This window comes from Sphingomonas longa, from assembly GCF_016892685.1.
GTDB classification, from domain to species: domain Bacteria; phylum Pseudomonadota; class Alphaproteobacteria; order Sphingomonadales; family Sphingomonadaceae; genus Sphingomonas; species Sphingomonas longa.
This window is the reverse complement of the sequence record NZ_JAFEMC010000002.1, coordinates 133,496-154,562: the sequence shown is the minus strand read 5'-3', so window position 1 is coordinate 154,562 and position 21,067 is coordinate 133,496. Positions and strand designations below refer to the sequence as shown.

The 21,067-nt window shown below is 68.1% G+C and carries 20 protein-coding genes; 1 reads left to right on the top strand and 19 read right to left on the bottom strand.

What is annotated here, in order from left to right; all coding sequences use genetic code 11:
- Nucleotides 1-62: 62 nt before the first annotated feature.
- Nucleotides 63-461 carry a Co2+/Mg2+ efflux protein ApaG gene (apaG, locus tag ILT43_RS06765; RefSeq protein ID WP_204198769.1) on the bottom strand — a complete coding sequence of 133 codons (399 nt, stop codon included), beginning with the start codon at nt 459-461 and terminating at the stop codon, nt 63-65.
- A gap of 11 nt (nt 462-472) precedes the next feature.
- The gene (locus tag ILT43_RS06760) at nt 473-1,681 is read right to left on the bottom strand and encodes a trans-sulfuration enzyme family protein (RefSeq protein ID WP_204196972.1); all 1,209 of its coding nucleotides are present in this window, start codon (nt 1,679-1,681) and stop codon (nt 473-475) included.
- Between the two features lie 67 nt (nt 1,682-1,748).
- Here ILT43_RS06760 and ILT43_RS06755 point away from each other — a divergent pair, with 67 nt between their 5' ends.
- Complete coding sequence (locus ILT43_RS06755; protein WP_204196933.1) at nt 1,749-2,996, top strand: phospholipid carrier-dependent glycosyltransferase; 1,248 nt, start codon at nt 1,749-1,751, stop codon at nt 2,994-2,996.
- Between the two features lie 121 nt (nt 2,997-3,117).
- Here the strand turns inward: ILT43_RS06755 and ILT43_RS06750 are convergent, their stop codons facing one another.
- From ILT43_RS06750 to ILT43_RS06670, 17 genes are all read right to left on the bottom strand, one after another.
- Nucleotides 3,118-4,254 carry a glycosyltransferase family 2 protein gene (locus ILT43_RS06750; RefSeq protein ID WP_211534411.1) on the bottom strand — a complete coding sequence of 379 codons (1,137 nt, stop codon included), beginning with the start codon at nt 4,252-4,254 and terminating at the stop codon, nt 3,118-3,120.
- Complete coding sequence (gene leuB, locus ILT43_RS06745; protein ID WP_204196870.1) at nt 4,232-5,275, bottom strand: 3-isopropylmalate dehydrogenase; 1,044 nt, start codon at nt 5,273-5,275, stop codon at nt 4,232-4,234. Before leuB ends, ILT43_RS06750 begins: the two co-directional genes overlap by 23 nt.
- Before the next feature lie 44 nt (nt 5,276-5,319).
- Nucleotides 5,320-6,051 carry a DNA repair protein RecO gene (gene recO, locus ILT43_RS06740; RefSeq protein WP_204196847.1) on the bottom strand — a complete coding sequence of 244 codons (732 nt, stop codon included), beginning with the start codon at nt 6,049-6,051 and terminating at the stop codon, nt 5,320-5,322.
- Nucleotides 6,052-6,199: 148 nt separating this feature from the next.
- Nucleotides 6,200-7,087, bottom strand: coding sequence for a GNAT family N-acetyltransferase (locus ILT43_RS06735; RefSeq protein WP_204196846.1), 888 nt, complete (start codon nt 7,085-7,087; stop codon nt 6,200-6,202).
- A 7-nt stretch (nt 7,088-7,094) separates the two neighbouring features.
- Nucleotides 7,095-8,042: a polysaccharide deacetylase family protein gene (locus tag ILT43_RS06730; protein WP_204196845.1), complete on the bottom strand. Its 948-nt coding sequence runs from the start codon at nt 8,040-8,042 to the stop codon at nt 7,095-7,097.
- A 78-nt stretch (nt 8,043-8,120) separates the two neighbouring features.
- Complete coding sequence (locus ILT43_RS06725; RefSeq protein ID WP_204196844.1) at nt 8,121-10,916, bottom strand: DUF3857 domain-containing protein; 2,796 nt, start codon at nt 10,914-10,916, stop codon at nt 8,121-8,123.
- 104 nt (nt 10,917-11,020) lie between these two features.
- On the bottom strand, nt 11,021-12,940 hold the full coding sequence (gene uvrC / locus ILT43_RS06720) for an excinuclease ABC subunit UvrC (protein ID WP_204196843.1): 1,920 nt from the start codon (nt 12,938-12,940) through the stop codon (nt 11,021-11,023).
- Nucleotides 12,941-13,003: 63 nt separating this feature from the next.
- Nucleotides 13,004-13,663 carry a DVUA0089 family protein gene (locus ILT43_RS06715; RefSeq protein ID WP_204198768.1) on the bottom strand — a complete coding sequence of 220 codons (660 nt, stop codon included), beginning with the start codon at nt 13,661-13,663 and terminating at the stop codon, nt 13,004-13,006.
- Nucleotides 13,664-14,051: 388 nt separating this feature from the next.
- On the bottom strand, nt 14,052-14,372 hold the full coding sequence (locus ILT43_RS06710; protein ID WP_204196842.1) for a DMT family transporter: 321 nt from the start codon (nt 14,370-14,372) through the stop codon (nt 14,052-14,054).
- Nucleotides 14,373-14,521: 149 nt separating this feature from the next.
- Complete coding sequence (locus ILT43_RS06705; protein WP_204196841.1) at nt 14,522-15,145, bottom strand: F0F1 ATP synthase subunit B family protein; 624 nt, start codon at nt 15,143-15,145, stop codon at nt 14,522-14,524.
- Nucleotides 15,138-15,632, bottom strand: coding sequence for a F0F1 ATP synthase subunit B family protein (locus ILT43_RS06700; RefSeq protein WP_055848566.1), 495 nt, complete (start codon nt 15,630-15,632; stop codon nt 15,138-15,140). Before ILT43_RS06700 ends, ILT43_RS06705 begins: the two co-directional genes overlap by 8 nt.
- 57 nt (nt 15,633-15,689) lie before the next feature.
- The gene (locus ILT43_RS06695; RefSeq protein ID WP_055848881.1) at nt 15,690-15,917 is read right to left on the bottom strand and encodes a F0F1 ATP synthase subunit C; all 228 of its coding nucleotides are present in this window, start codon (nt 15,915-15,917) and stop codon (nt 15,690-15,692) included.
- A 62-nt stretch (nt 15,918-15,979) separates the two neighbouring features.
- The gene (locus ILT43_RS06690) at nt 15,980-16,786 is read right to left on the bottom strand and encodes a F0F1 ATP synthase subunit A (protein ID WP_055848563.1); all 807 of its coding nucleotides are present in this window, start codon (nt 16,784-16,786) and stop codon (nt 15,980-15,982) included.
- A gap of 16 nt (nt 16,787-16,802) precedes the next feature.
- Nucleotides 16,803-17,210 (bottom strand): AtpZ/AtpI family protein, encoded by a 408-nt coding sequence (locus ILT43_RS06685; RefSeq protein WP_204196839.1) that lies wholly within the window; start codon nt 17,208-17,210, stop codon nt 16,803-16,805.
- A 90-nt stretch (nt 17,211-17,300) separates the two neighbouring features.
- Nucleotides 17,301-17,672 (bottom strand): YdbL family probable chaperone protein, encoded by a 372-nt coding sequence (locus ILT43_RS06680; RefSeq protein ID WP_204196838.1) that lies wholly within the window; start codon nt 17,670-17,672, stop codon nt 17,301-17,303.
- Between the two features lies 1 nt (nt 17,673).
- Nucleotides 17,674-17,856 (bottom strand): YnbE family lipoprotein, encoded by a 183-nt coding sequence (locus ILT43_RS06675; RefSeq protein WP_204196837.1) that lies wholly within the window; start codon nt 17,854-17,856, stop codon nt 17,674-17,676.
- 20 nt (nt 17,857-17,876) lie between these two features.
- The gene (locus ILT43_RS06670) at nt 17,877-21,011 is read right to left on the bottom strand and encodes an intermembrane phospholipid transport protein YdbH family protein (RefSeq protein ID WP_204196836.1); all 3,135 of its coding nucleotides are present in this window, start codon (nt 21,009-21,011) and stop codon (nt 17,877-17,879) included.
- Nucleotides 21,012-21,067 lie beyond the last annotated feature (56 nt).

The following is a 21,067-nucleotide window of genomic DNA, read 5'->3' as shown; positions in this document are numbered from 1 at the left end:
TGCCCTCCGGAAAGGAGTGCTGGCCCGCGCGATTCGCTCATGCGGCGTCGGGTGATACCCCGTCACTGCGACACCGTCGGCGCATGCAGCGCGAAGCGCGGAATGTCCGCGTCGAACAGCGTGCCGTCTTCCGCAACCATCCGGTACGTGCCCTGCATCGCGCCGGAGGGCGTCGCAAGCGGACAGCCCGAGACATAGTCGAAGCTCGCGCCCGGCTCGATCAGCGGCTGTTCGCCGACCACCCCCTCGCCCTCCACCGAATGCCGCGCCCCGCGGCCATCGGTGATGATCCAGTGGCGGGTCAGCAACTGCACCGGCGCGCTACCGTCATTCTCGATACGGATGTGATAGGCCCAGAACCAGCGGCCCCGTCCCGGCTCCGACTGTTCGGGCAGATAGCTGACGGCGACGCGCACCGTCACGTCGCGCGTCGTCGCCGCATAGCCGAACAGGCTCTTCATCGCGTCGAACGTCATAAGCCGGCACGCCTGAGCGCCTGATCGAGGTCCTCGATCACGTCGTCCGCGTCCTCCAGCCCGACGTTCAGACGCAACATGCCCTCGCCGATGCCCATCTCCAGCCGCTTTTCCTCGGCGACGCCGCTGTGCGTGGTCGAGGAGGGGTGCGTCATCAGCGAACGCGAGTCGCCGATGTTGTTGCTGATATCAACCAGCTCCAGCCCGTCGAGCAGGGCATGCGCCTGTTCGCGACCGCCGGGTACTTCCAGCGCGAAGATCGGGCCGGCGGCGCTCATCTGCGCCATCGCCAGCTCGTGCTGCGGATGACTCGGCAAACCGGGGTGCATCACGCGGGCGACGCGCCCTTCGAGGAAGGTGCCGACCTTGACCGAATTCTCCGACTGGCGACGGATGCGCAGGTCGAGCGTCTCCAGCCCCTTCAGCACCACCCACGCGTTGAACGCCGACAGCGTCGGCCCGGTGTTGCGCGTGAACGGCAGCAGCGTGTTGTCGATCCAGTCCTGCGTCCCGCAGACTGCACCGGCCAGCACGCGGCCCTGCCCGTCCATCATCTTCGTCGCGGAATAGGCGACGACATCCGCGCCGAACTCCATCGGCCGTTGCAGCGCCGGCGTCGCGAAGGCGTTGTCGACGACCGTCGTGATCCCCCGCTCGCGGGCGATCGCGCAGACGGCGGCAAGGTCGACCACATCCATCGTCGGGTTCGCGGGCGTCTCGAAGAAGAAGACCTTGGTTTCGGGGCGCAGCGCATCGACGAACGCCTGCGGGTCGCGCGCATCGACCACCGTTGTGGCGATGCCGAACTTCGGCAGCAGCGTATCGGTCAACCACCGGCACGATCCGAACGCGGCGCGCCCGCCGACCAGATGGTCGCCCTGCTGCAACTGGCACAGCAGCGCCGCGGTCATCGCCGCCATGCCGGTCGCCATCGTCCGGCACGCCTCCGCGCCCTCCAGCAGGGCGATACGCTGTTCCAGCATCTCGACCGTCGGGTTCTGGAGGCGGGAATAGGTCATGCCGACCTGTTCACCCGCGAACCGCGCCGCCGCGTCGCCCGCGCAGTCGTAGGCGTAGCCCGAGGTCAGGAACAACGCCTCCGACGTCTCGCCATATTCGGACCGCGCGGTGCCGCCGCGGACCGCCTGCGTCGCGGGACGCCAGTTCTGGGTGATCGTGCGGTCCTGGCCGGTCTTGCGCTTCATGCCCGCCGCTTTGCCCCCGGTGCGCGGTCCCTTGCAAGGAAAAGCCGAACGACGGCATGACGGGCGCGTGTCCGCTGTCCTCCGCCGTTTCGCCGATAGACCCTGGCCCGTCGCGCTGCTGATCGCGGTGGTCGCGCAATTGCTGTTCGGCTGGCGATTGGCGACGCCGACCAGCCTGGTGTTCGACGAGGTGCATTACGTACCCGCCGCGCGGACGCTGCTGGCGCTCGCCCGGCCGCAGAATATCGAGCATCCTTTGCTCGCCAAGGAGCTGATCGGGCTGGGGATCTGGCTGTTTGGCGATACCTCGCTCGGCTGGCGGGCGCTGTCGAGCGTCGCCGCCACGGGCGTTGTGACGGGCATGTTCGCGCTGCTGTGGCTGGGCACGCGGCGGATGCGACCGGCAATCACGGGGGCGGTGCTGACCGCGCTGAACTTCACCGTGTTCGTGCAGGCGCGGATCGCGATGCTCGACGGGTTCATGGCGGCGTTCGTGGTCGGCGGCGCGGTGTGCCTGCTTTGGGCGATGCACGCGCCACCGGGACGAGTCGGGCGACGCTGGGCGGCTGGCGCGGCGATGCTGGGGCTGGCGACCGCCTGTAAGTGGACCGCCGCGCCATACGTGGCGTTCGCCGGCATCGCGTTCCTGCTGCTGCGGCGGGGGCGACCGGACCGCTGGCGCGGGCTGGACGCGGAGGTGGCGCTGGCGGTGCTCGGGCTGGGCAGCGTCGCGGTGTATTTCGCGACGTTCCTGCCGGCATTCTTCTACGCCGAACAGCCGCTGACGTGGCGGACGCTGATCCCGTTCCAGTGGACGATGTACCAGCAGCAGACGCAGGTGCTGCCGCCGCACACCTATCAGTCGGCGTGGTGGACGTGGCCGCTCGACATCCGCCCGATCTGGTATCTGTACGAACGCGTCGACTGGGCGCAGCGCGGCATCCTGCTGGTCGGCAACCCGGCGGTGTGGTGGGGCGGACTGGTCGCGGTGGCCGCGTGCGCCTGGGGCTGGATCAGGACGCGCGACGTGCGGCTGGGCGTCGCGGCGGGGCTTTGGATCGCGTCGTTCGCGATCTGGCCGGCGATCCCCAAGTCGCTGGGGTTCTTCTATTATTATTACCTGCCCGGCATCTGGCTGGCGATCCCGATCGCAGTCGCGTTCGACCACTGGCGTGCGAGGGTGGACCGCTGGGACGAAGCGTATCTGCTGCTCGTCGCCGGCCTGTTCGTGTATTTCTACCCGATCCTGTCCGCCGCGCCGCTGGCCGGGGAACGGTCGTTCCTGCGCTGGATGTGGCTGAGGAGTTGGCCGTGATCGGCCGCTGTCCTACATGGCGGAGGTCCGCTATGTGCGTTGGATCGAACCGTTCTTTGACATCCCGACGGCTTTGGCGAAACGCCGCGTTGGACTAACCTTAGCCTAACCTTCCGCGGGATCAGTACCGCCCCCAGACGAAGCGCGACGACAGCGCGTAGTTCCACACGGCACCGACCAGCACCCCCGCCAGCGCGGACAACGCCCATGCGTCGTTGTGGACATCGTGCAGGAACGCCGCGACGCCGACATTCGCGACCGCCCCGACCGCGCAGACGACGCAGAACGACACCCACCCGTCGGCCAGTTGCCTGAACCCCTTCAGCCGCCGGTCGCGATAGGTCAGCGCGTTGTTCAGGAAGAAGTTTCCGGTCATCGCCGCCAGCGTCGCGACGATCGTCGCCGCCAAAAAGCTGACGCCCATCGCCAGATAGAGCAGCGACAGCACGCCCATGTGCATGCCCACCCCGATCGCGCCGATCGCGGAGAACATCGCGAACCGCACCGGTACGAACCGCCCGAACCGGCGATCGTACAGCGCGATCAAATACTCCATCGCCACGACGTGATCGAGCTTCGACTCGCCCTCGGTCCGCACGCGGAACACATAGGGTAGCTCGACGAAGCGCATCGGCATCGGCGCGGCGGTCATCAGGTCGAGCAGGATCTTGAACCCGATACCCGACAGCCGCGGCGACAGCGTACGCGCCACCGCGGTGCGGATCATGAAGAAGCCGCTCATCGGGTCGGTCAGGCCGGTCTTCAGGATATAGCCCGACAGGCGCGTCGCCAGCGCCGACTTGGCGACGCGGTCGGGATCCCACTCGCCCGTGCAGCCGCCCTCGCAGAAGCGCGATCCGACCACCACGTCCAGCGTGGAGTCGGCCTGCAACTGCGCCAGCATCGCCGGCAACAGCCTCTCGTCATGCTGCATGTCGCCATCGATCACCGCGACGACCGGCGCGGCGGTCGCGCACATCCCCTCGATACACGCCGACGATAGCCCACGGCGGCCGATCCGGTGAACGACGCGGACGCGGGTATCGACGCGGCCCAGCGAGCGCGCCTCGTCGGCGGTGCCATCCGGGCTGTCGTCGTCGACGAAGATCACTTCCCAATGGATGCCCGACAGCGCCTGATCCAGCCGCGCCACCAGCGTCGCAACATTGCCACGCTCGTTGAACGTCGGCACGACCACCGCGAGGTCGAGCAGTTCCGTCACGGTCGTCGACCTCTCACAGCCCTGCCAGCACCGCATCGGCCATCGCGGTCGTGGACAGGGTGCCGCCCAGATCGCCGGTTCGCGCGCCGCCGGCGATCGCCGCCGCCACCGCCGCCTCGATCCGGTCGGCCCGCTCCGGCATCGCCAGCGAGTGGCGCAGCATCATCGCCGCAGACAGGATCGCCGCGCAGGGGTTCGCCTTTCCTTGGCCGGCGATGTCGGGCGCGGAACCGTGGATCGGCTCGAACAGCCCCTTGCCCGCGCTGTCGAGTGCGGCGGACGGCAGCATGCCGATCGACCCAGCGCACATCGACGCCTGATCCGACAGGATGTCGCCGAACAGATTGCCCGTGACGATCACGTCGAACTGCCCGGGATCGCGCACCATCTGCATCGCGGCATTGTCGACATACATATGGCTGAGCGTAACGTCGGGGTAACCGGCCGACACCTCCACGACCACGTCGCGCCACAATTGCGAGGTTTCGAGGACGTTGGCCTTATCGACCGACAACAGGATGCTGCGGCGGGTGCGCGCCGTCTCGAACCCCACCCGCGCGATCCGCGCCACCTCGTTTTCGTCGTAGCGCATCAGGTCGTTACCCTCGCGCAGTCCCTCGGTCGTCGTGCGGCGTCCCTTCTCGCCGAAATACACATCGCCGGTCAGCTCGCGGACGATGACGAGGTCGATGCGCCGCGCGATTTCCGGCTTCAGCGCGGACGCATCCTCCAGCCCGGCGAATAGCCTCGCCGGGCGCAGGTTGGCAAACAGGCCGAGTTCCTTGCGCAGGCCGAGGATCGCCTGCTCCGGCCTGAACGCGCGCTCCAGCATGTCGAAGGCGGGATCGCCGACTGCACCGAACAGGATCGCATCGGCGCGGCGAGCAAGGTCGAGCGTCTCGGGCGGCAGCGGATGTCCCGCCGCACGGTACGCCGCGCCGCCGACGGGAGCCTCCTCGAACGTCAGGCCGAGGTCGAGCACCTCCAGCACGCGCCGCGCCTCCGCGGTGACTTCCGGGCCGATGCCGTCGCCGGCGAGCAGTGCGATGAGCGCCATGTCGTCTCCTGTGTTCGCGCTCGCCCTTGGCGACACCGACGCGGTCACGCAACCGCCCTCTTCAGCCGATCGACGAGCCGCTCGCGCGCCGCCAGCGGCTCCGCGCGCCGATCCGTCAGGATATCGCGGGTCAGGAAGTGCCCGGTGATCGCCAGTCCGGCAAGGAGATCGCCGCCATCCGGTTGACCGCCGTCGATCAGGAATGCGGGCAGCGGGAACAGTTGACGCTCATACCCCGCTGCACCAACGCGACTGACCGCGCCGCCGCTCTTGGGGCTGACGAAGGTGAGATCGCCCGTCGTGCCGGTGACGACGCAGCCCGACAGGTCGAGCCCGAAGCCGAGTTCGGCGAGCAGCAGCAGCTCGTACCGCACCAACGTTCCCGCCCACCCCCGCGCAGCCGGAGCCGCCTCGATCGCCGACAACACGGCGTCGAGGCCGTCGTGCAGCCGCGGATAGGGCTGCGCCTCCGGCAGCGCGATCGCGGTCAGCGCGGTGACCCAGGCGATGCCGGCGGCGGGCAGCGGTTCGGCATGCAGGACGGAGCGGCTGTGCAACGGCTCGACGGTCAGCGCAGGCAATTGCTCCGCGGTCCGCGCCCGCCACTCGCCACGGATGGTGTTGCCCGGTTGCAGCACCGGCCGCAGCCGCCGCGACCGACCCCCGCGGACATAACCGGGCTGGACGCCGTCGTCACGCGTCAAAGCCCGCGCGACGAGCCCATGCTCGCCATGCGCGCGCGTCGCGAGGACGATGGCGTCGGTCAGCAGGTGCATGCCCGCCGGTGTAGCGGGTTGCGGGAGCAGGCTGAAGCTAATCCTCCTCGTTCGCGGAGAGGTGGCACGCCGCAGGCATGACGGAGGGGCAGTTACGAGCCGTTTCGCCCGTGGCTGCCCCTCCACCGCTTCGCCGCCGGGGAGGATCTTACCGCCGAACCCGATCCGCCAGCCGCTTCAACACCGGCACCGCCGTCAGCCGCTTCGCCAGCCCGACCCCGGATTCGAATCCGGACAGCACCCCCAGCGCTCCCCGGTTCGCGATGCTTGGCCGCAGCAGCAGCAGGTCGACGCAAGCCACACCGCGGGTGGAGAACAGGCGTTTATGCTGGCCATCGCCTTCGGTAAAATCGAAGCGCGTAAAGCGCTTCTCGGCGAACAGGTCGGCCATTGCCTGCGCGTGCAGGGCAGTGCCGGGCGACCAAGCGCCCAAAGCCGGATCGTGCCCGACGTAATCGTAGCGTAGCGCCGTCCCCTCGGCGGTGCAGCAAAGATAGGCGATCGGCCGGTCGTCCATCAGCATCAGCCACGCGCGCACCTCGTCCCGATCGGCGGCGGCAAACAGTGGGGCGGGATTCTCCGGCAGGCCGGCGTCGAGGAGCTTTTCCTGATAGGTCGTTGCCGACAGCGGCCGGGTAAGCGCGTGGAACACCGCGATGCCGTCCCGGTCGCGATAGCGACGGATGTCGAGCCGGCCTTCGCCCGCCAGCTTCCTGCCCTTGCGCTTCAATCCCGACCGCGCATTGGCGGACAGGCCGGCCAGCCACGCGTCGTGCCCGATCGTCAGGTCGGTCCAGCGCCGGACGTACCGCTGCTGGACGTGGCGGAGCAGCCGGTCCGGGAGCAGGCCGCACGCGGCAACCGTGTCGGGCAACGAGGTGATGCGATAGCCGTGTGCGTCACCCAGCGGCGGCAACACCGGCATCTGCCCGGCCAGCGCCGCGTCGAGCGACAGGCCGACACGCACCAGCCGGCGCGGGATCGTCGCAAGCGTGCGGGCTCCGACCTGAAGCCGGAACGCGCCGGCCTGGCTCATAACGCGCTCACGCGGCGCGCTCCTCCACCAGGTTCGACCACAATTGCTCCGCCTGCCGCCAGCGGGTCCGCAGCGCATCGGGGGCGAGCGGACGGTCGTCGCGGTCGAGCTTCAGCGGCATGTCGTCGGCGAAATGGTGGGTCGGGAGCACGTCGCGCAGGTCGGCGAGCATCGCACACAGCGCCTCGAACCGGCGGACGTGGACGCCGTTGGCGCGGGTGCCGGCGCGATTGGCGAGTTCGAAACCGTGGCTGACGATCGTCACCGCGGCGTGGCCCGCGACGGCGGCATGCTCCAGCGCGTCATAGGTTTCGCCGGAAGACAGCGCGCAGAGCTGGAACGTGCGCAGGCTGCCCGGCGCGTCCTCGATCACCGTCACCGGCACCTCGATGACCTCGCGCGCGACCGGGGCGATATGGCGGCGTGGCAGCGAAATCAGGCTGTCCGGCTCCGCGCCATTGTGGCTGCTGTCGTAGACGAAGCCCAAATCCGCCAAGGCCGCGAGCGTGTCGTCGTTGGCGGCGTAGGAGCCCGCGCGGAACGCGATCGGCGCGGGCGCTCCCGCCGCCATCAGCAGGTCGGTCGCGCCGGCAATCAAATGGCGCTGCTCCGCATAGCCATATTCATGCAGCGCGAAGCGGGCATGTGCGGCGCCCCGGTCGCCCGCGCGCGCCGCCGTCCAGTTGGGGTGGAGGTGGAGCTGCACCTCCTGCCCGGCCTCCAGGATCGTGTCGACCATCCGGCGGACGGGGGCGAGGCCGAACGTCATCGCCGGCATCGGATCGACGAAGAAACACGCCTTCAGCCCGTGCTCCGCCAGCCTGTCGAGCTGATAAGAGAGACCAACGCCGGCGGGCTCCAGCGATCGGCTGTAGATGCCGTCGACATCGTGGCCGGCGCTGTGGTGACGCCAGGCGAACTCGGTGTCGACGGTGAGGAAGACGGGGGTCGTCATGACCGTATGCGTACGGGCGGTTGGTGAAGAAAGCGCAAAGGCGGTGGCGGATCACCGGGCCGACCGCCCCCACCGACGCTAAGGCTTGATCCCGAAGCGCGAATAATCCCGGTCGATCAACGGCGAGATCAGGCGGGCGGAGGCCAGATCGGCCTTCGATTCTGGTGCAGCGCCCTGCTTTCCGCGGATGATGCCGCGCATGTACAGGCTGGCGGCGAGTTCCGGCGCATCGTCCAGCGCCGCGGTCAGGTCCGCCAACGCATCATCGAAGCGGTTCATCCGGTAATAGACCATCGCCCGGCTATCGAGGGCCGACACCCGACTCTCGCTGAGCTCGATCGAGCGCGTGCAATCCTTCAGCGCGGTGTCGAGCTGCACGTTCAGCGTGCCCTTGATCCAACAGCGCGAATTCAGCAGCTGTGCGCTGCCCGGATTGTCCTTCACCGCCTCGTCGATCGCGACCAGCGCGCCGTCGCCATCGCCCGCGCGGGCGAGCAGGTCGGCCTTCGCCGCCATGTAGTCGCCCGCTTCCTTGCCGCCGGCATCGATCCGTTCCTGGATCATCGCGATCGCGGCATCCTTGTCGCCCGCGTCGAGGCGGTAGCGCGCCATCGTGTTGATCGCCGCGAACGACGACGGGTCCAGCTTCAGCGCCTCGTCGAGATCAGCCTGCTGCTTCGCCTTCTCACCCCCCTGCTCATAGAGGCCGGCCCGCCACAGATAGGTATCGATCGTCGGTTCGATCGACAGCGCCTTGGTCAGGTCGACGATCGCGGCGGGCCGGTCGTAGGTGTTCGCGAGGAAGCTGGCGCGGTTGATGTAGACCGCGACATCCTCCGGATCGTTGGCGATCGACTTCGCATAGGCGGCGAGGATCGGCTTCAGCGCGCCCGATCGCCGCGCCTCCGCCACGACCTGGAAGCGGGATGGCAGATCGACCGGCGCCGCCGCCTGCAACGTCCGCGTCTTGGCCAGCGCGACCCGGGCACGGGTGGCGGGGATGTCGGCGGGTGCGATCTCCGGCGCGACGGTGGCGAGTTCGTCGTCGATCGTGACGACATCGCCCGCCAGCGCGCTCTTCCGCACGATGCGGCGGCCGGCGATCACCTCGTCGAGACTTTGGTCGCCCTCCAGCACGAAGCCCTTGCCCCCCTGCGGCAGCAACAGGCGCGTGTGCATCGCCATCCGCTTCGCCGGGCCGACCGCGACCGGGATCGCGCGCCATGCCGCCCGGCCGCGATCGGGCGCGAAGTTGATGTCGGACATCGTGCCGTCCAGCGCCGTGCGCCAGCGGCCCCGCTCCTTCCCCCACGGGCTGGACACGATGCCCCGCCCAGTCACGGTGGCGACGCCGGTGACGGGGTCATAGGCGAGCGACTGGTCGGTCAGCCGCGCATTCGACACGATATTGCCGACCACCTTCTGCACCATGTCGCGCTTCTGATCCGGCGTCGCCTGCTGCGCGACGAGGTTCATCATCGACCCGCTCTGCCCGCGCACCTTCATCGTCACGGTCACCAGCGTCGGCAGCGACACGCCCGCCCGCTGGTCGTATTCGACCGCCGCCTCGACCTCCGGCCGGGCATCGGGGTGGAAGGGCACCTCGACGAGGTCGGACCCCGCCGCGCGGATCGGCAGGACATGGCGGAACGTCGGTACGTCATGGATGTCGGCCAGCGTCACACCGTTCATCGTACCGTCCAGCCACAGCGTCTCGCCGGCGACGTTCGCCTTGACGATGATATGGTCGAACGCCGCCGCGGACGGCAGGCGCGTGTCGAACACGTCGCCCGCCTGCGCCGGCGCGGTCGCCGGCTCCGCATCGATCTTCAGTTCGTGCAGGATGGCGAGCAGCAGCAGCGTCTTCGCCTTGCAGTCGCCATAGCGCAGCGACCACGTGTCGGCGGGCTTCTGCGGCGTGTAGTTACCGCCCGCCATGCCGTTGAACAGATAGCGGATCTTGCCCTGCACCAGCTCCAGCGCGAGCGCCGCCCGCTTCAGCGGGTCGGGCGTCGCCGCGGCGATTCGCGCCACTTCGGTGGCCAGCGGGCTGCCCGCCGGGATCAGGCCGGCGGTGGCATAGAGCGGCGCCATCGTCTGCGACACGGCCGACCAGCTGGCAAAGGTCGTCGCCTCCACGATCGGCGGACGGACGAAACGGACCGGCGCATCGTTCGGCAGTTCGGGCTGCTTCGGAAGGATGCCGTCGAAGGTCACCTCGCGGTACCCGTCCGCGGTGGTGACCAGCGGCTTCGCTCCTTCCGCATAGGTCTTCCACTGGACCGCATCCTTCTCGGGCCAGGTCAGGCGGATGCGGGCGAGGCCCGCGCGGACCGGCGCGACGGGAAGCTGCGCGATCGTCTGGACCTTGCCGCCGAGCGCCGCATCCTTGTTCGTCGTCGAGATTGTCAGGCGCAGCACGTCGCCCAGCCGCAACCCCTCGACCGCCAGCGTCGCGGTCAGTACGCCGTTCATCTCCAGCCGCTCCAGCCGCTCTTCGCGCCGCAGCACGGTGAAGCGCTTGCCGCCCGCCAGCACGTCGATCGTCTCGCCGCCGCGCAGGATCTGGACGCGGTGGACGATCAGGTCGCCCTGATCGGGTTGCCACGACGCGGTCAGCGTACCCGCCTGCGTCAGCATTTCCGGCGAGGCGATGCGCGTGGCGGTGTCGACATAGGACCAGACCTGCCCGCCCTCCAGCCGCTGCTGGTTGTCGAACAGGACGATGACGGGCGATGCCGCATCCAGCTTCGCCGCGTCGATCGGCGTAGCGGCCTTTATCCAGGCCGGCGCAGCCTGATACAGCGGCGTCTCACTCGCGAATGCGGGGGCCGCAACCATGCACGCCCCCACCAGCAACCCGTACCGAACCATGTCTGCCCCCAAATCCCTGATCCCAGCTTAGCCGGTCGGGGGCACACCGCAATCGCTGATGCTGTGCTGTTCCGGTGCAGATGCCCGTCTGAAGATCAGCTCGTTCAGTGCGCGTGATAGAAGTCGTACACCTGCTGCGCGACGGCCGCCGACACGCCCGGCGCGCGTTTCAGGTCGTCGAGGCTGGCGTTGCGCACCGCGCGGCCGGTGCCGAAATGCATCAGCAGCGCCTTCTTGCGCGCCGGGCCGATGCCCGGCACCTCGTCCAGCGGCGACGCGCCGATCGCCTTGGCGCGCTTTTCCCGGTGCGCGCCGATCGCAAAGCGGTGGACCTCGTCGCGCAGCCGCTGGAGATAGAACAGCACGGGGGCGTTGACCGGCAACTGGAACTCGCGCCCATCCATCATGTGGAAGACCTCGCGCCCGTCGCGGCCGTGATGCGGCCCCTTGGCGACGCCGACGAGGCACACATCCTCGATACCCAGATCCTCCAGCACCGCCTTCGCCGCGTTCAACTGACCCTTGCCGCCGTCGATCAGGACGAGGTCCGGCCATGTGGAGTCATCGCGGTCGGGCGCCTCCTCCAGCTGGCGGGCGAAGCGGCGGCGGAACACCTCCCGCATCATGCCGAAATCGTCGTCGGTCCGCGCCTCGTTTCCCTTGATGTTGAACTTGCGATACTGGCCCTTGCGGAACCCCTCCGGCCCGGCGACCACCATCGCACCCAGCGCGTTGGTGCCCTGGATGTGGCTGTTGTCGTAGACCTCGATACGGTCGGGCGGCTCCGGCAGGTCGAACAATTCGGCGACCTCGCGCAGCAGTTTCGCTTGAGTCGTCGATTCGGCCAGACGCCGCTCCAGCGCCTCGATCGCGTTGCGCTTGGCCTGCTCCATCAGGCGGCGGCGGTCGCCCCGCTGCGGCACCGACAGTACGACCTTGTAGCCAGCAGCATCGCCCAGCGCCTGCGCCAGCAATTCCGCCTCACCCAACTCGCGGTCGAGCAGGATCTGCCGGGCGGGTGGCACATCCTCGTAGAATTGCGTCAGGAAGCTGACCAGCACCTCCTCCTCCGGCACCTCCGCCGTGTGCGCGGGAAAGAAGCTGCGGTGTCCCCAATTCTGGCCGCCGCGGATGAAGAACGCCTGGATGCCCGTCAGCCCGTCCTTGCACGCCAGCGCGAACACGTCGGCATCGCCGACGCCCTCCGCGTTGATCGCCTGCGTTCCCTGCACGAAGGTCAGCGCCTTCAACCGGTCGCGCAGCAACGCGGCGAGCTCGAAATCCATATTCTCCGCCGCGGCCTGCATTTGCGCGCCAAGCTTCGCCTGCACCTGCGTCGACTTGCCCGCGAGGAAGTCCTTCGCGTCGCCGACCAGCTCGGCATAGCCCGCCTTGTCGATGCGACCGACGCACGGCGCGGAGCAGCGCTTGATCTGATAGAGCAGGCACGGCCGGTCGCGCGTCTTGAAGAACCCGTCCGTGCACGACCGCAGCAGGAACAGTTTCTGCAAGGCGTTCAGCGTGTTGTTGACGCTGCCGGCGCTGGCGAACGGGCCATAATAGTTGCCGACCGCCCGCCGCGCACCGCGATGCTTCTGGACGCGCGGAAAATCGGTGTCGGCACGCAGCAGGATGAATGGGAAGCTTTTGTCGTCGCGCAGCAGGACGTTGTAGGCGGGGCGATAGCGTTTGATCAGCTGCGCCTCGAGCAGCAGCGCCTCCGCCTCGTTGTTGGTCGTGACGATCGTCATCGACCGCGTCTGCGACACCATCCGCTGAAGCCGCTTGGGCAGCGCCTTGACCTGCGTGTAGTTCGCGACCCGCTGTTTCAGCGACCGCGCCTTGCCGACGTACAGCACGTCGCCGCGCGCATCCTGCATCCGATAGACGCCGGACCGCTGCGGCAGCGTCTTCAGCACGTTGCGGATTGCCGCCACGCCCGCGTCGAGATCGGGCGTGTCGGAGCCGCGGATCGCATAGGTGGCGTTTTCTTCGTTGAACCGGTCTGGCGTGGGCGTCGACATCGCCCCTTATCTAGGTAGGCGCAGGGCCGGATGGAATCCCCTCCGGCCCTGCCTCCGTCTCGATCAATGCGCGAAAGCGACCTTGACCGAGCGGCGACGCAGCGCTCCGCCGACCGCACCCATGCCCAGGATCATCATCGCCCATGTGGCAGGCTCCGGCACAGTGCCGCCGGGACCGGTCGCCGTGTCGACGCCGAGGATGTCGAATGCCCAGGCGCTTGTGCGTTTCGCACCGGTGAAATCACAGAACGGTGCGGTGATCCCCATATCGCAATAGGCTTGAGTGAAGTTGCCGCTCCCCGCACGGTCGAATGCGTCGCTCAGAGTCGCTCCACCGAAGTTGTTGTACTGACTGAGGGCGACGCGATAGCTGCCCGCTGCAAGCGTCGACGAGAAATTCACGTCGAAGGGGGCGCCGGTCACGGGGTCGACGGGCACTCCGCTACCGTCATCCTGAAACGAGATGCGGTTACCCGTCGCCAAGTCGTACAGCGTCAGGATCGGATCGAACCCGCCAGCGGCGATCGTCGCACCGGCTGAATTGACTCCACCGGCATAGGAAAAACTGCGCAGCGTGACGGTCGAAGTCCCGGTTGCGACGAAGTCGAAAAAGGCGACATTGTCATCCTGCCGGAACGTCCCGGTATACGAAAAGTCCGTCGCAAAAGCCGGAGCGGCACTCAACAGTGCAGCGCCAAGCAGCATCTTATGCATCGTTTTCATTGATCTTCCCCTGTTATCGACTCAACTCGACGTCGAGTCGAACAGGTTCTACCACGAACCCGATCGGGTACGCAGGGCCAAGTCCATAAACAGGATCAAGCATCACCGTCCTGTTCGATCAGAACTTGTGTTCACTGTCAGCGGTCGAGATATTGCTGCATAGCGACACGACATAGATTTTCCTCGCCCGTTCGCTGAAGCTTATCGCGGCCTGTGCGAAGCGATACCTCGGGGAGCCTGAGTCCCACCTGTGCTTGAACTGGCCTAGCGCAAACGGCTCCGGCGGCGAGCTTAGCGCGGGCCCAATCGAATCGCGGCCGCGGCGTAGCACCGCCACACCTGAAACGTGCGTTTCACGGCCCACAGCGGCCGAAGCCCTTGCGCTCGATCAGGCTTGCGCGAACAGCTTCGTGCCGACGACGCCGATGACGGTCAGCGTCATGAAGCCGGCCTGCACCGCGGACACGCGGTCGCCGAACAGGAAGATGCCGCCGATGATGACGCCGACCGCACCAAGGCCGGTCCAGACCGCATAGGCGGTGCCCGCAGGCAGGCCGCGCATCGCCAGCGCCAGCAGGCCCATATTCACGAAGCTGAGGACGATGGGCACGCTCGATGCCTGCCACGTGGCGAGGGTCGCTGCCCATTTCAGGCTCAATGCCCAGCAGATTTCGGTGACGACGGCGACGGCGAGAATGAGCCAATACATGCGCGGGGTTCCTCCCACGGGCTCAACGCAGAAGCAGGACCGCCGGAAACCCGAAAGAGGCGGTCTGCCTTGAATCTGAAACTCGTCCGCCCTCGTCCGGGCACACGATGCAGCAGGCGATTGGGCTCCGCTGCACCGCGAAGTCCGGATCAGTTCGGCCGGCCGAGCCCCGAAATCGTGCGGTCGATCATACGGCGGTCGGCATCGGCACCGTGATGCTCGGCGATCAGCAGGCCGGCGGCCTTGGCGGCGGCATCCGCGGCGCGGGCGCGCACCTCGGCGATCGCCGACCGCTCGGCGGCGGCGATCTTGTCCTCGGCCATCTTGGCACGACGCTCCATCAGCGCCTCGGCATCGGCCTTCGCCTTGACGAGGATCTGGTGCGCTTCCTGATGGGCATGCGCGCGCATCGTCTCCGCATCGGCTTCGGCCGCGCGAGCCTTGCCCTCATACTCGGCGCGCAGCGCTTCGGCCTCGGCGCGCAGCTTCGACGCTTCGTCGAGCTGCGCACGGATCGCGGCGATGCGGGTGTCTAGCATACCGCCGATCGCGGCGGGCACCTTCTTCACCAGCATGATGATGAGCACGACGATCGCGGCGATCGCCACCCAGCCGGTCGAGTCGAACCCAAGCGCGGTCGGCGACGCGACATGCTCCTCGCCGCCCGCAACGGTGCCGGCGGTACCATGCTCCAGCCCGTCCTCGCCCTTGATCGGACGCTCGGTCAAAGAGGTGGAGTTCACCGCCTCGGCGCTGAAACCGGGATTAGCCATGTGCCCTCACCTCGCGAACCGCGTGCGCCGCCTGATCGACGCTGACGTCGATACCGGACAGCTTGGCCACCAGTTGCTGCGCCGCTTCGGCCGCGACGGTGTCCAGATTGGCGAGCGCCTCGGCCTTGGCGTTGGCGATCGCGAAATCATGATGGCCCAGACGCTCGGCAAGGCTGGCGTCCGCCGCCTTGACCTGGGCCTCGGCCGACTGGGTCGCCTGCGCCTTCGCCGCCGCGGTTTCCGCCGCCGCCGCGACGCGCGCCGCTTCCATCTGCGCCCGCCACGCATCCTCGACCGTATCCGCCTGACGGCGGGCGGCTTCGGCGGCAGCGAGATCGCCCTCGATCTTCGCCTCGCGGGCGTCGACCGTGGCGACGATCTTGGTCACCATCCCCTTGCCCACCACGAAGTAGAGCAGGCCGAAGGTGATCAGCAGCCAGAAGATCTGCGACGCGTAGGTGGCGGCGATCTGGGAAATCTGTGGCATCGGCTTCCTTCGATATCGGCCGGGCGGACGATCCGCCCGGCGCGACATCCGGTGTTGTTAGGCGACGAACACCAGGATGATCATCGTCACGAACGCGAGCAGGCCGAGAAGCTCGGCGCCCGCGAAGCCGATGAACAGGCGACCCTGCTGGCTGTCGGCGGCACCCGGATTGCGCAGCGCGCCTTCCAGGAACTTCGCGAACACGTTGCCCACGCCGAGCGAGGCGAGGCCCATACCGATCGCCGCGAGGCCAGCGCCGATCATCTTTGCGGCATCAACGTCCATGATATTCACTCCAGTCAGATTAGGTCGGAAGTTAAGTCGGAAATTCAGCCCAACGCCGGCGATCAGTGCAGATTCACCGCATCATTGAGGTACACGGAGGTCAAGAGCGCGAAGACATAGGCCTGAATGCCCGCGACCAACAGTTCGAGAAGCGTGATGCCGACCATCAGCGCGAAGCTGGGCAGCGAGACCAGGGCGACATAGCCCGGCCCCATGTTGATGCCGTTGATGACGAACGCCGCCAGCACCTTGAGCAGAATATGCCCTGCGGTCATCGCGACGAACAGTCGCAGTCCCAGCGAAAAGGGGCGCACCAGAAAGCTCATCAGCTCGACGACGAAGATCAGCGGGATCATCACGACGGGCGTGCCGTGCGGCACGAACAGCGAGAAGAAGTGGAAGCCGTGCTTCCCGAAACCGACGATCAGCACGATCGCGAAGCTGATGATCGCCAGCACGCCGGTGACCGTCAAGTGGCTGGTCACGGTGAACGGATGCACGCCGGGCACCACACCGAACGGCAGCAGGCCCAGGATGTTCGCGAACAGGATGAACATGAACAGCGAGAAGACGTAGGGGATGAAGCGCTTGCCCGCCGGGCCGACGTTCGACACCAGCATCGCCGAGACGAAGCCGGTGAAACCCTCCACCGCCGCCTGCCAGCGACCGGGCACCAGCTCGCGCTTCATGCCGCCGATCATGAACGCGGCCAGCGACGCCAGCGTCACCACCATCCACAATGCGGAATTGGTGAACGACAGGTCGTAACCGCCCACCACCCAATGCGAGCCGGCCACCGGCTCGATCAGGAACTGGTGCATCGGATCGATCTTGCTGCCTTCTGCCGCCGCCACGTTCGCGCTCCACATACGACAAGCGCCCGGTTTATTCCGGGCGCTCGCCACCTATCCGAATAATTTGCCTGAAGGCGACCGCTATCCCGAGGAACAGCATCACGATCAGACCCCAGGGCGCGGTGCCGAACCAGCGGTCTATCAACCAGCCGATCAGCGCGCTGCCGACGAGACTCCCGATCAGGGCGGAGATGACGCGGTTGCCCTGGCTATAGCCCCGGTCCGTGTCCTGCTTCTTCACCCCCGACCGCGCCGCTTCGGTATCGCGCGCCTGACGCAGTCGCTCGTCGAGCGAAGTCAGTCGCGGATCCTCCGCCTTGCCGAAGTCCTGTCCGGAGTCGTCTTCCGCCACGCGCCATCCCCTGCCGGAAACCATCTTGGCCGAAACCAATGGCCTCAACAGGGGAGAAAACGCGCAAACGGCGAGCGACCCCGCCAAGGCGCGGCCCGTTTAGAAAGGGGGGGCGGGCAAGTCAACCGGGTTGGGTGGCAGCGGCCCCGTCTTCGTAAAGCCCGCCAACCCGGATCGTCACACGCAGCGTGGGTCGCGGTCCGGGGCGGCGGCAGTGCGGGTTTTCCACGCGCCGTCCGGAGCCTTGTACTTCTCGCCGGCGCCCGTCTGCGCGATCAGGTTGCAGCCGCTGGTGAAGGCGAGCTGCTCGACAGTCGCGCCGCTCGCCGTCGCCTTTTGCGTGTAGGCGGACTTGCGCTGGATGTTGATGCTGTTGACCAGCGCGCGCAGATCGCCCGAGGCTGCGCCGACGATCCCGAGATAGCCGTCCGGCTGCTCGCCGACCTGCCCCGCCGACCGTGCCGCGGCATAGGCGGGGTCGCGCTGCGCGGAGGCGGCGGTGGCGAGGCCGAGCGCTAGGCCGGCGGCAATAACGAACTTGGCGTTCATCTTAGAAAATCCCCGGGTTCTGCTGGATCAGCGACTTCGCATCGTTGTCGAGGCGATACACCACTTCCTGCGTCACGTTGATGTTGAGGTTGATCTCGATCGGCTTGTCGGGCGCGGTCACGTTGACGCAACCACCCGTCGCGCCGGTCGCGATCAGCAGGGTTAAAGTCGTGATCCTTCGCATCGTCGTCAACCTCGAACGGTTCATCGCATCGTCTCGCTTTCGGGGGTCTGAACGGGTGGAGTTGTCGCCGCCGGCCGCGAAGGCGGCACGGCGCGCTTGTTCTGCTCCTCCAGCAACGCCGGCAGGTTGCGCTGGATCAGCCGGCGCGGATCATAGAAGGACTGCGCCGAATCGAGCAGGCCGCGAAACGGCGCCTTGATGCGGATGTTGAACACGAAGGGCAGCTTCTGGAGGCGGCGGATCAGGAAGTTCGACTTCGCCCCCGCCCCCTGACTGATACCGGCGAAGCGCACGTCGGTGACCATTTCGCCGGTCAGCGGGCCGTTCAGCACCAGCGACAGGCTGCGATATTTCAGCGACTTCAATGCCTGAAAAGCCAGGTTGCCCCAGGTGCCCAGCTCCTGCTGCGACAGCGTGCCGACATAGGCGAGGCTGCCACCGCCCGGACGCGCGGACAGGCGGCCATTCTCGATCCGTCCGCCGCTCTGGTCGAACACCATCGGCAGGACGCCGTCGAACGTGCCGCTGGCGTCGATGTTCTGGAAATCGAACTGCTGGAGGAAGATGCCCGCACCCGCCCCGTCGACGCGGAAGGTCATGCGGCGCTGGCGGGCGGCATCGAAGTCCAGCACGGTCGGGTCGAGCGTCAATGTGCCGCCCGCGAACGGCCAGCGTGCACCCTCCACCCCGACCCGGACGCCGCCGAGCAACTGGTACCGCACGGTGCCATCGGACACCGGAATGCCGGGATTGACCGTCTTCACCAGCGCAACCTGACCGGCCGGCGTGTGCAGCCCGAGCAGGTCGTCGAACACGATCGTGCCCGACAGGCCGGTGACGGGTCCGAATGCGACGGCCAGATCGAGCGCCTCGGTGGTGAAGCGACCAGTGCTGGTCACGCGCTGGGCGTCCCAGGCGATATGCCCGGCGCCACGGACATTGCCCCGCACCTCCGCGACGACGCCGAAGGTCAACGGAGTCAGCAGTTCGGGTTGGAATCCCTCACGGAAGGACAAGTCGGGCACGGTCAGGTCCGCACTGCCCATACCGCTGGACAGGAGGTGGCCGATGCGGAGGTCCGCAACCCGCGTGCCGGTCGTCGGCTCGTGCAGCATAGCGGTCGCGGTGATCGCGCTGCCAGCCAGCCGGAGTGCGACACCACGCGCCTGCATCGGCCGGAACCGCGGGTTGTCGGTCTGCGCGTCCGACACGGTCAGCGCCCCCGTCAGGTCGAGCACGCCCCCCTTCAGCGCCCAGCGGCCGTCCGCTGCGGACAGGATCAGCGGCACCGCACCGATCTTTCCGCCTCCACCGGCGAATGTCCCCGCAACGCCGCCGTTTGCGATCATACCCGACAATGTAGCCGCCTCGATCCGCGTCTGGCGATCCGGCGCGCCCAAGCGGGCTGCGACCTGCGTCAGCGTGAAGCCACGATCCGCCAGACCCAGCGTTGCGCCGCCGGTCGCCACGCGCAGCGGCGTTCCACCCAGCCGACCGGTGAGTTCGCTGGCGGCGAGACGCGCCCCGCCGGACATCTGCCCACTGCTGACGGTCACGAGCGCCGGCCCGGTCGGACACAGCGCCAGTCGCGCCGGGTCGAGGGTCAGCCCCGAGATGCGCAGCGCCCGCCACGCGAGCGGCGCACAGCCGCGACCGACGACCAGCGTCCGACCGTTCCAGCCGACGTCGAGCGGCAGCGACAGGCCCTCGACCTCGCCATCGCCAAGTGGCCCGTCGAGCGTCGCCGTCGTCGCGATCCGCGTCGCGCCGCCGGGCGTGGCGGAAAAGGTGACCGGCGTCAGCTCCAGGCTGGCACCGTCGGCGGCGTAGCGTTCGACGCGGGCGGTTCCGCGGATCGCTGCGCCGGGGCCGGCTTGCATCAGCGATACGCGCGCGCTCGGCAGGCCACCGCCGCGGGTCGCGACGGTCCCATTGAGCGTCAGGCCACGCGCATCGGCGGAGACGACACCGTCGAGCGACATCCGCGCCCCGCTTGCGGACGACAGCGTCGCACGACTGATGCGTATTGCGCCAGTGGCGGCGGCGAGGTCGATGCTCAGCGCCATGTCCCGGTTCGCGCGCGCAACGGCGGTGGCAACGGCGCGGACGAGTGGAGCCACCGGCGTGCCCGCCCCCGCCCCGCTCACATTCGGCAGCAGCGACGCGGCCAGGACGGCTCCGTCCGCTGCGACGCGTCCCTGAAACGCGAGACGGCGGCCGATGCCGTAATCGCCCGCGATCGTGACGCGCCGGGCGGTGACGCCGGGATGGCGCATTGCGGTGGCCACCACGTCCAGTCGGCCCTGCGTCAACGTCGCGTCGCCCGCGAAGCTGAGGTCGCCGGCGATCGACTGTACGACGCCCCCCTGCCCCCGCGTGGCACCGGTCGCGAGACGGGCGGTGCCGGTCCAGCGATCGAGCCCCTTGGACAGGGTAAGGTCGATGTTCGCGCCCGGCGCGGCGATCCGGGCTTGCCTGCAGTCCACCGCTTTCGCGCGCACCGGTCCGACGATGTGCGGACGCCCGCCGTCGATCGTCAGGCGCACGGCGGCGGTGCCGCCGGCAACGCTGCACCCCCCGGCGGCGAGCGTCGGGGCGACTGCGGCGACGGTGCCGCGGAATCCGTCGTCCAGCTTCCCGCTCCCCGCGATCTTCAGGCCCAGCAGCCCGACCGGCGTTTCCAGCCGTAGCCGCGCATCTGCCACCTCGACGTCGAGCGCCGGCAGTGTGAAGGGCTGTCCGCTCGGACCGGCGGGCAACAGGCGATCGATCGCGCCGAGCGACAGGCGACCGTCGATCAGGCGTCCCCGCATACGGACGCGCCCCGCCCGGACGCCGTCGAGGCGAACGCCGGACAAGCCGATCTCCGTCCGTGTCTCGATCCAGTCGGCGACGAGGTCGGGATCGGCCGGGTTGCCGATGACGACATCGGTCAGCCGCTGCCGCCCAAGGCCCAGATCGGCGATCGTATAGGTCGCCGGCACGCCCGCGGCGGCGAGTTCGCGATCGACGAAGCGGCCCGCAATCGGGCGGCGCTCGACCCAGAGCAGGATCAGGCCCGCAACGACGACGAGCGCCAATGCGATCGCCGCGCGGCGGCGGATGGAGCGGCGACGGATCGGCAGGGAGGGAACGGCGTCGTTGTCGTCCTCCACGTATCCGTCGCTCCGTTCGCGGTCAGCAGGTGTTCCTAGAGAAGGAACCGGAGTGG

What these genes read in the sequence shown, in the direction of transcription:
- apaG (WP_204198769.1), bottom strand. Translation starts at nt 461, where the DNA reads ATGAAGAGCCTGTTCGGCTATGCGGCGACGACGCGCGACGTGACGGTG.
- ILT43_RS06760 (WP_204196972.1), bottom strand. Translation starts at nt 1,681, where the DNA reads ATGAAGCGCAAGACCGGCCAGGACCGCACGATCACCCAGAACTGGCGT.
- ILT43_RS06750 (WP_211534411.1), bottom strand. Translation starts at nt 4,254, where the DNA reads ATGCGGTGCTGGCAGGGCTGTGAGAGGTCGACGACCGTGACGGAACTG.
- leuB (WP_204196870.1), bottom strand. Translation starts at nt 5,275, where the DNA reads ATGGCGCTCATCGCACTGCTCGCCGGCGACGGCATCGGCCCGGAAGTC.
- recO (WP_204196847.1), bottom strand. Translation starts at nt 6,051, where the DNA reads ATGCACCTGCTGACCGACGCCATCGTCCTCGCGACGCGCGCGCATGGC.
- ILT43_RS06735 (WP_204196846.1), bottom strand. Translation starts at nt 7,087, where the DNA reads ATGAGCCAGGCCGGCGCGTTCCGGCTTCAGGTCGGAGCCCGCACGCTT.
- ILT43_RS06730 (WP_204196845.1), bottom strand. Translation starts at nt 8,042, where the DNA reads ATGACGACCCCCGTCTTCCTCACCGTCGACACCGAGTTCGCCTGGCGT.
- ILT43_RS06725 (WP_204196844.1), bottom strand. Translation starts at nt 10,916, where the DNA reads ATGGTTCGGTACGGGTTGCTGGTGGGGGCGTGCATGGTTGCGGCCCCC.
- uvrC (WP_204196843.1), bottom strand. Translation starts at nt 12,940, where the DNA reads ATGTCGACGCCCACGCCAGACCGGTTCAACGAAGAAAACGCCACCTAT.
- ILT43_RS06715 (WP_204198768.1), bottom strand. Translation starts at nt 13,663, where the DNA reads ATGAAAACGATGCATAAGATGCTGCTTGGCGCTGCACTGTTGAGTGCC.
- ILT43_RS06710 (WP_204196842.1), bottom strand. Translation starts at nt 14,372, where the DNA reads ATGTATTGGCTCATTCTCGCCGTCGCCGTCGTCACCGAAATCTGCTGG.
- ILT43_RS06705 (WP_204196841.1), bottom strand. Translation starts at nt 15,145, where the DNA reads ATGGCTAATCCCGGTTTCAGCGCCGAGGCGGTGAACTCCACCTCTTTG.
- ILT43_RS06700 (WP_055848566.1), bottom strand. Translation starts at nt 15,632, where the DNA reads ATGCCACAGATTTCCCAGATCGCCGCCACCTACGCGTCGCAGATCTTC.
- ILT43_RS06695 (WP_055848881.1), bottom strand. Translation starts at nt 15,917, where the DNA reads ATGGACGTTGATGCCGCAAAGATGATCGGCGCTGGCCTCGCGGCGATC.
- ILT43_RS06690 (WP_055848563.1), bottom strand. Translation starts at nt 16,786, where the DNA reads ATGTGGAGCGCGAACGTGGCGGCGGCAGAAGGCAGCAAGATCGATCCG.
- ILT43_RS06680 (WP_204196838.1), bottom strand. Translation starts at nt 17,672, where the DNA reads ATGAACGCCAAGTTCGTTATTGCCGCCGGCCTAGCGCTCGGCCTCGCC.
- ILT43_RS06675 (WP_204196837.1), bottom strand. Translation starts at nt 17,856, where the DNA reads ATGCGAAGGATCACGACTTTAACCCTGCTGATCGCGACCGGCGCGACG.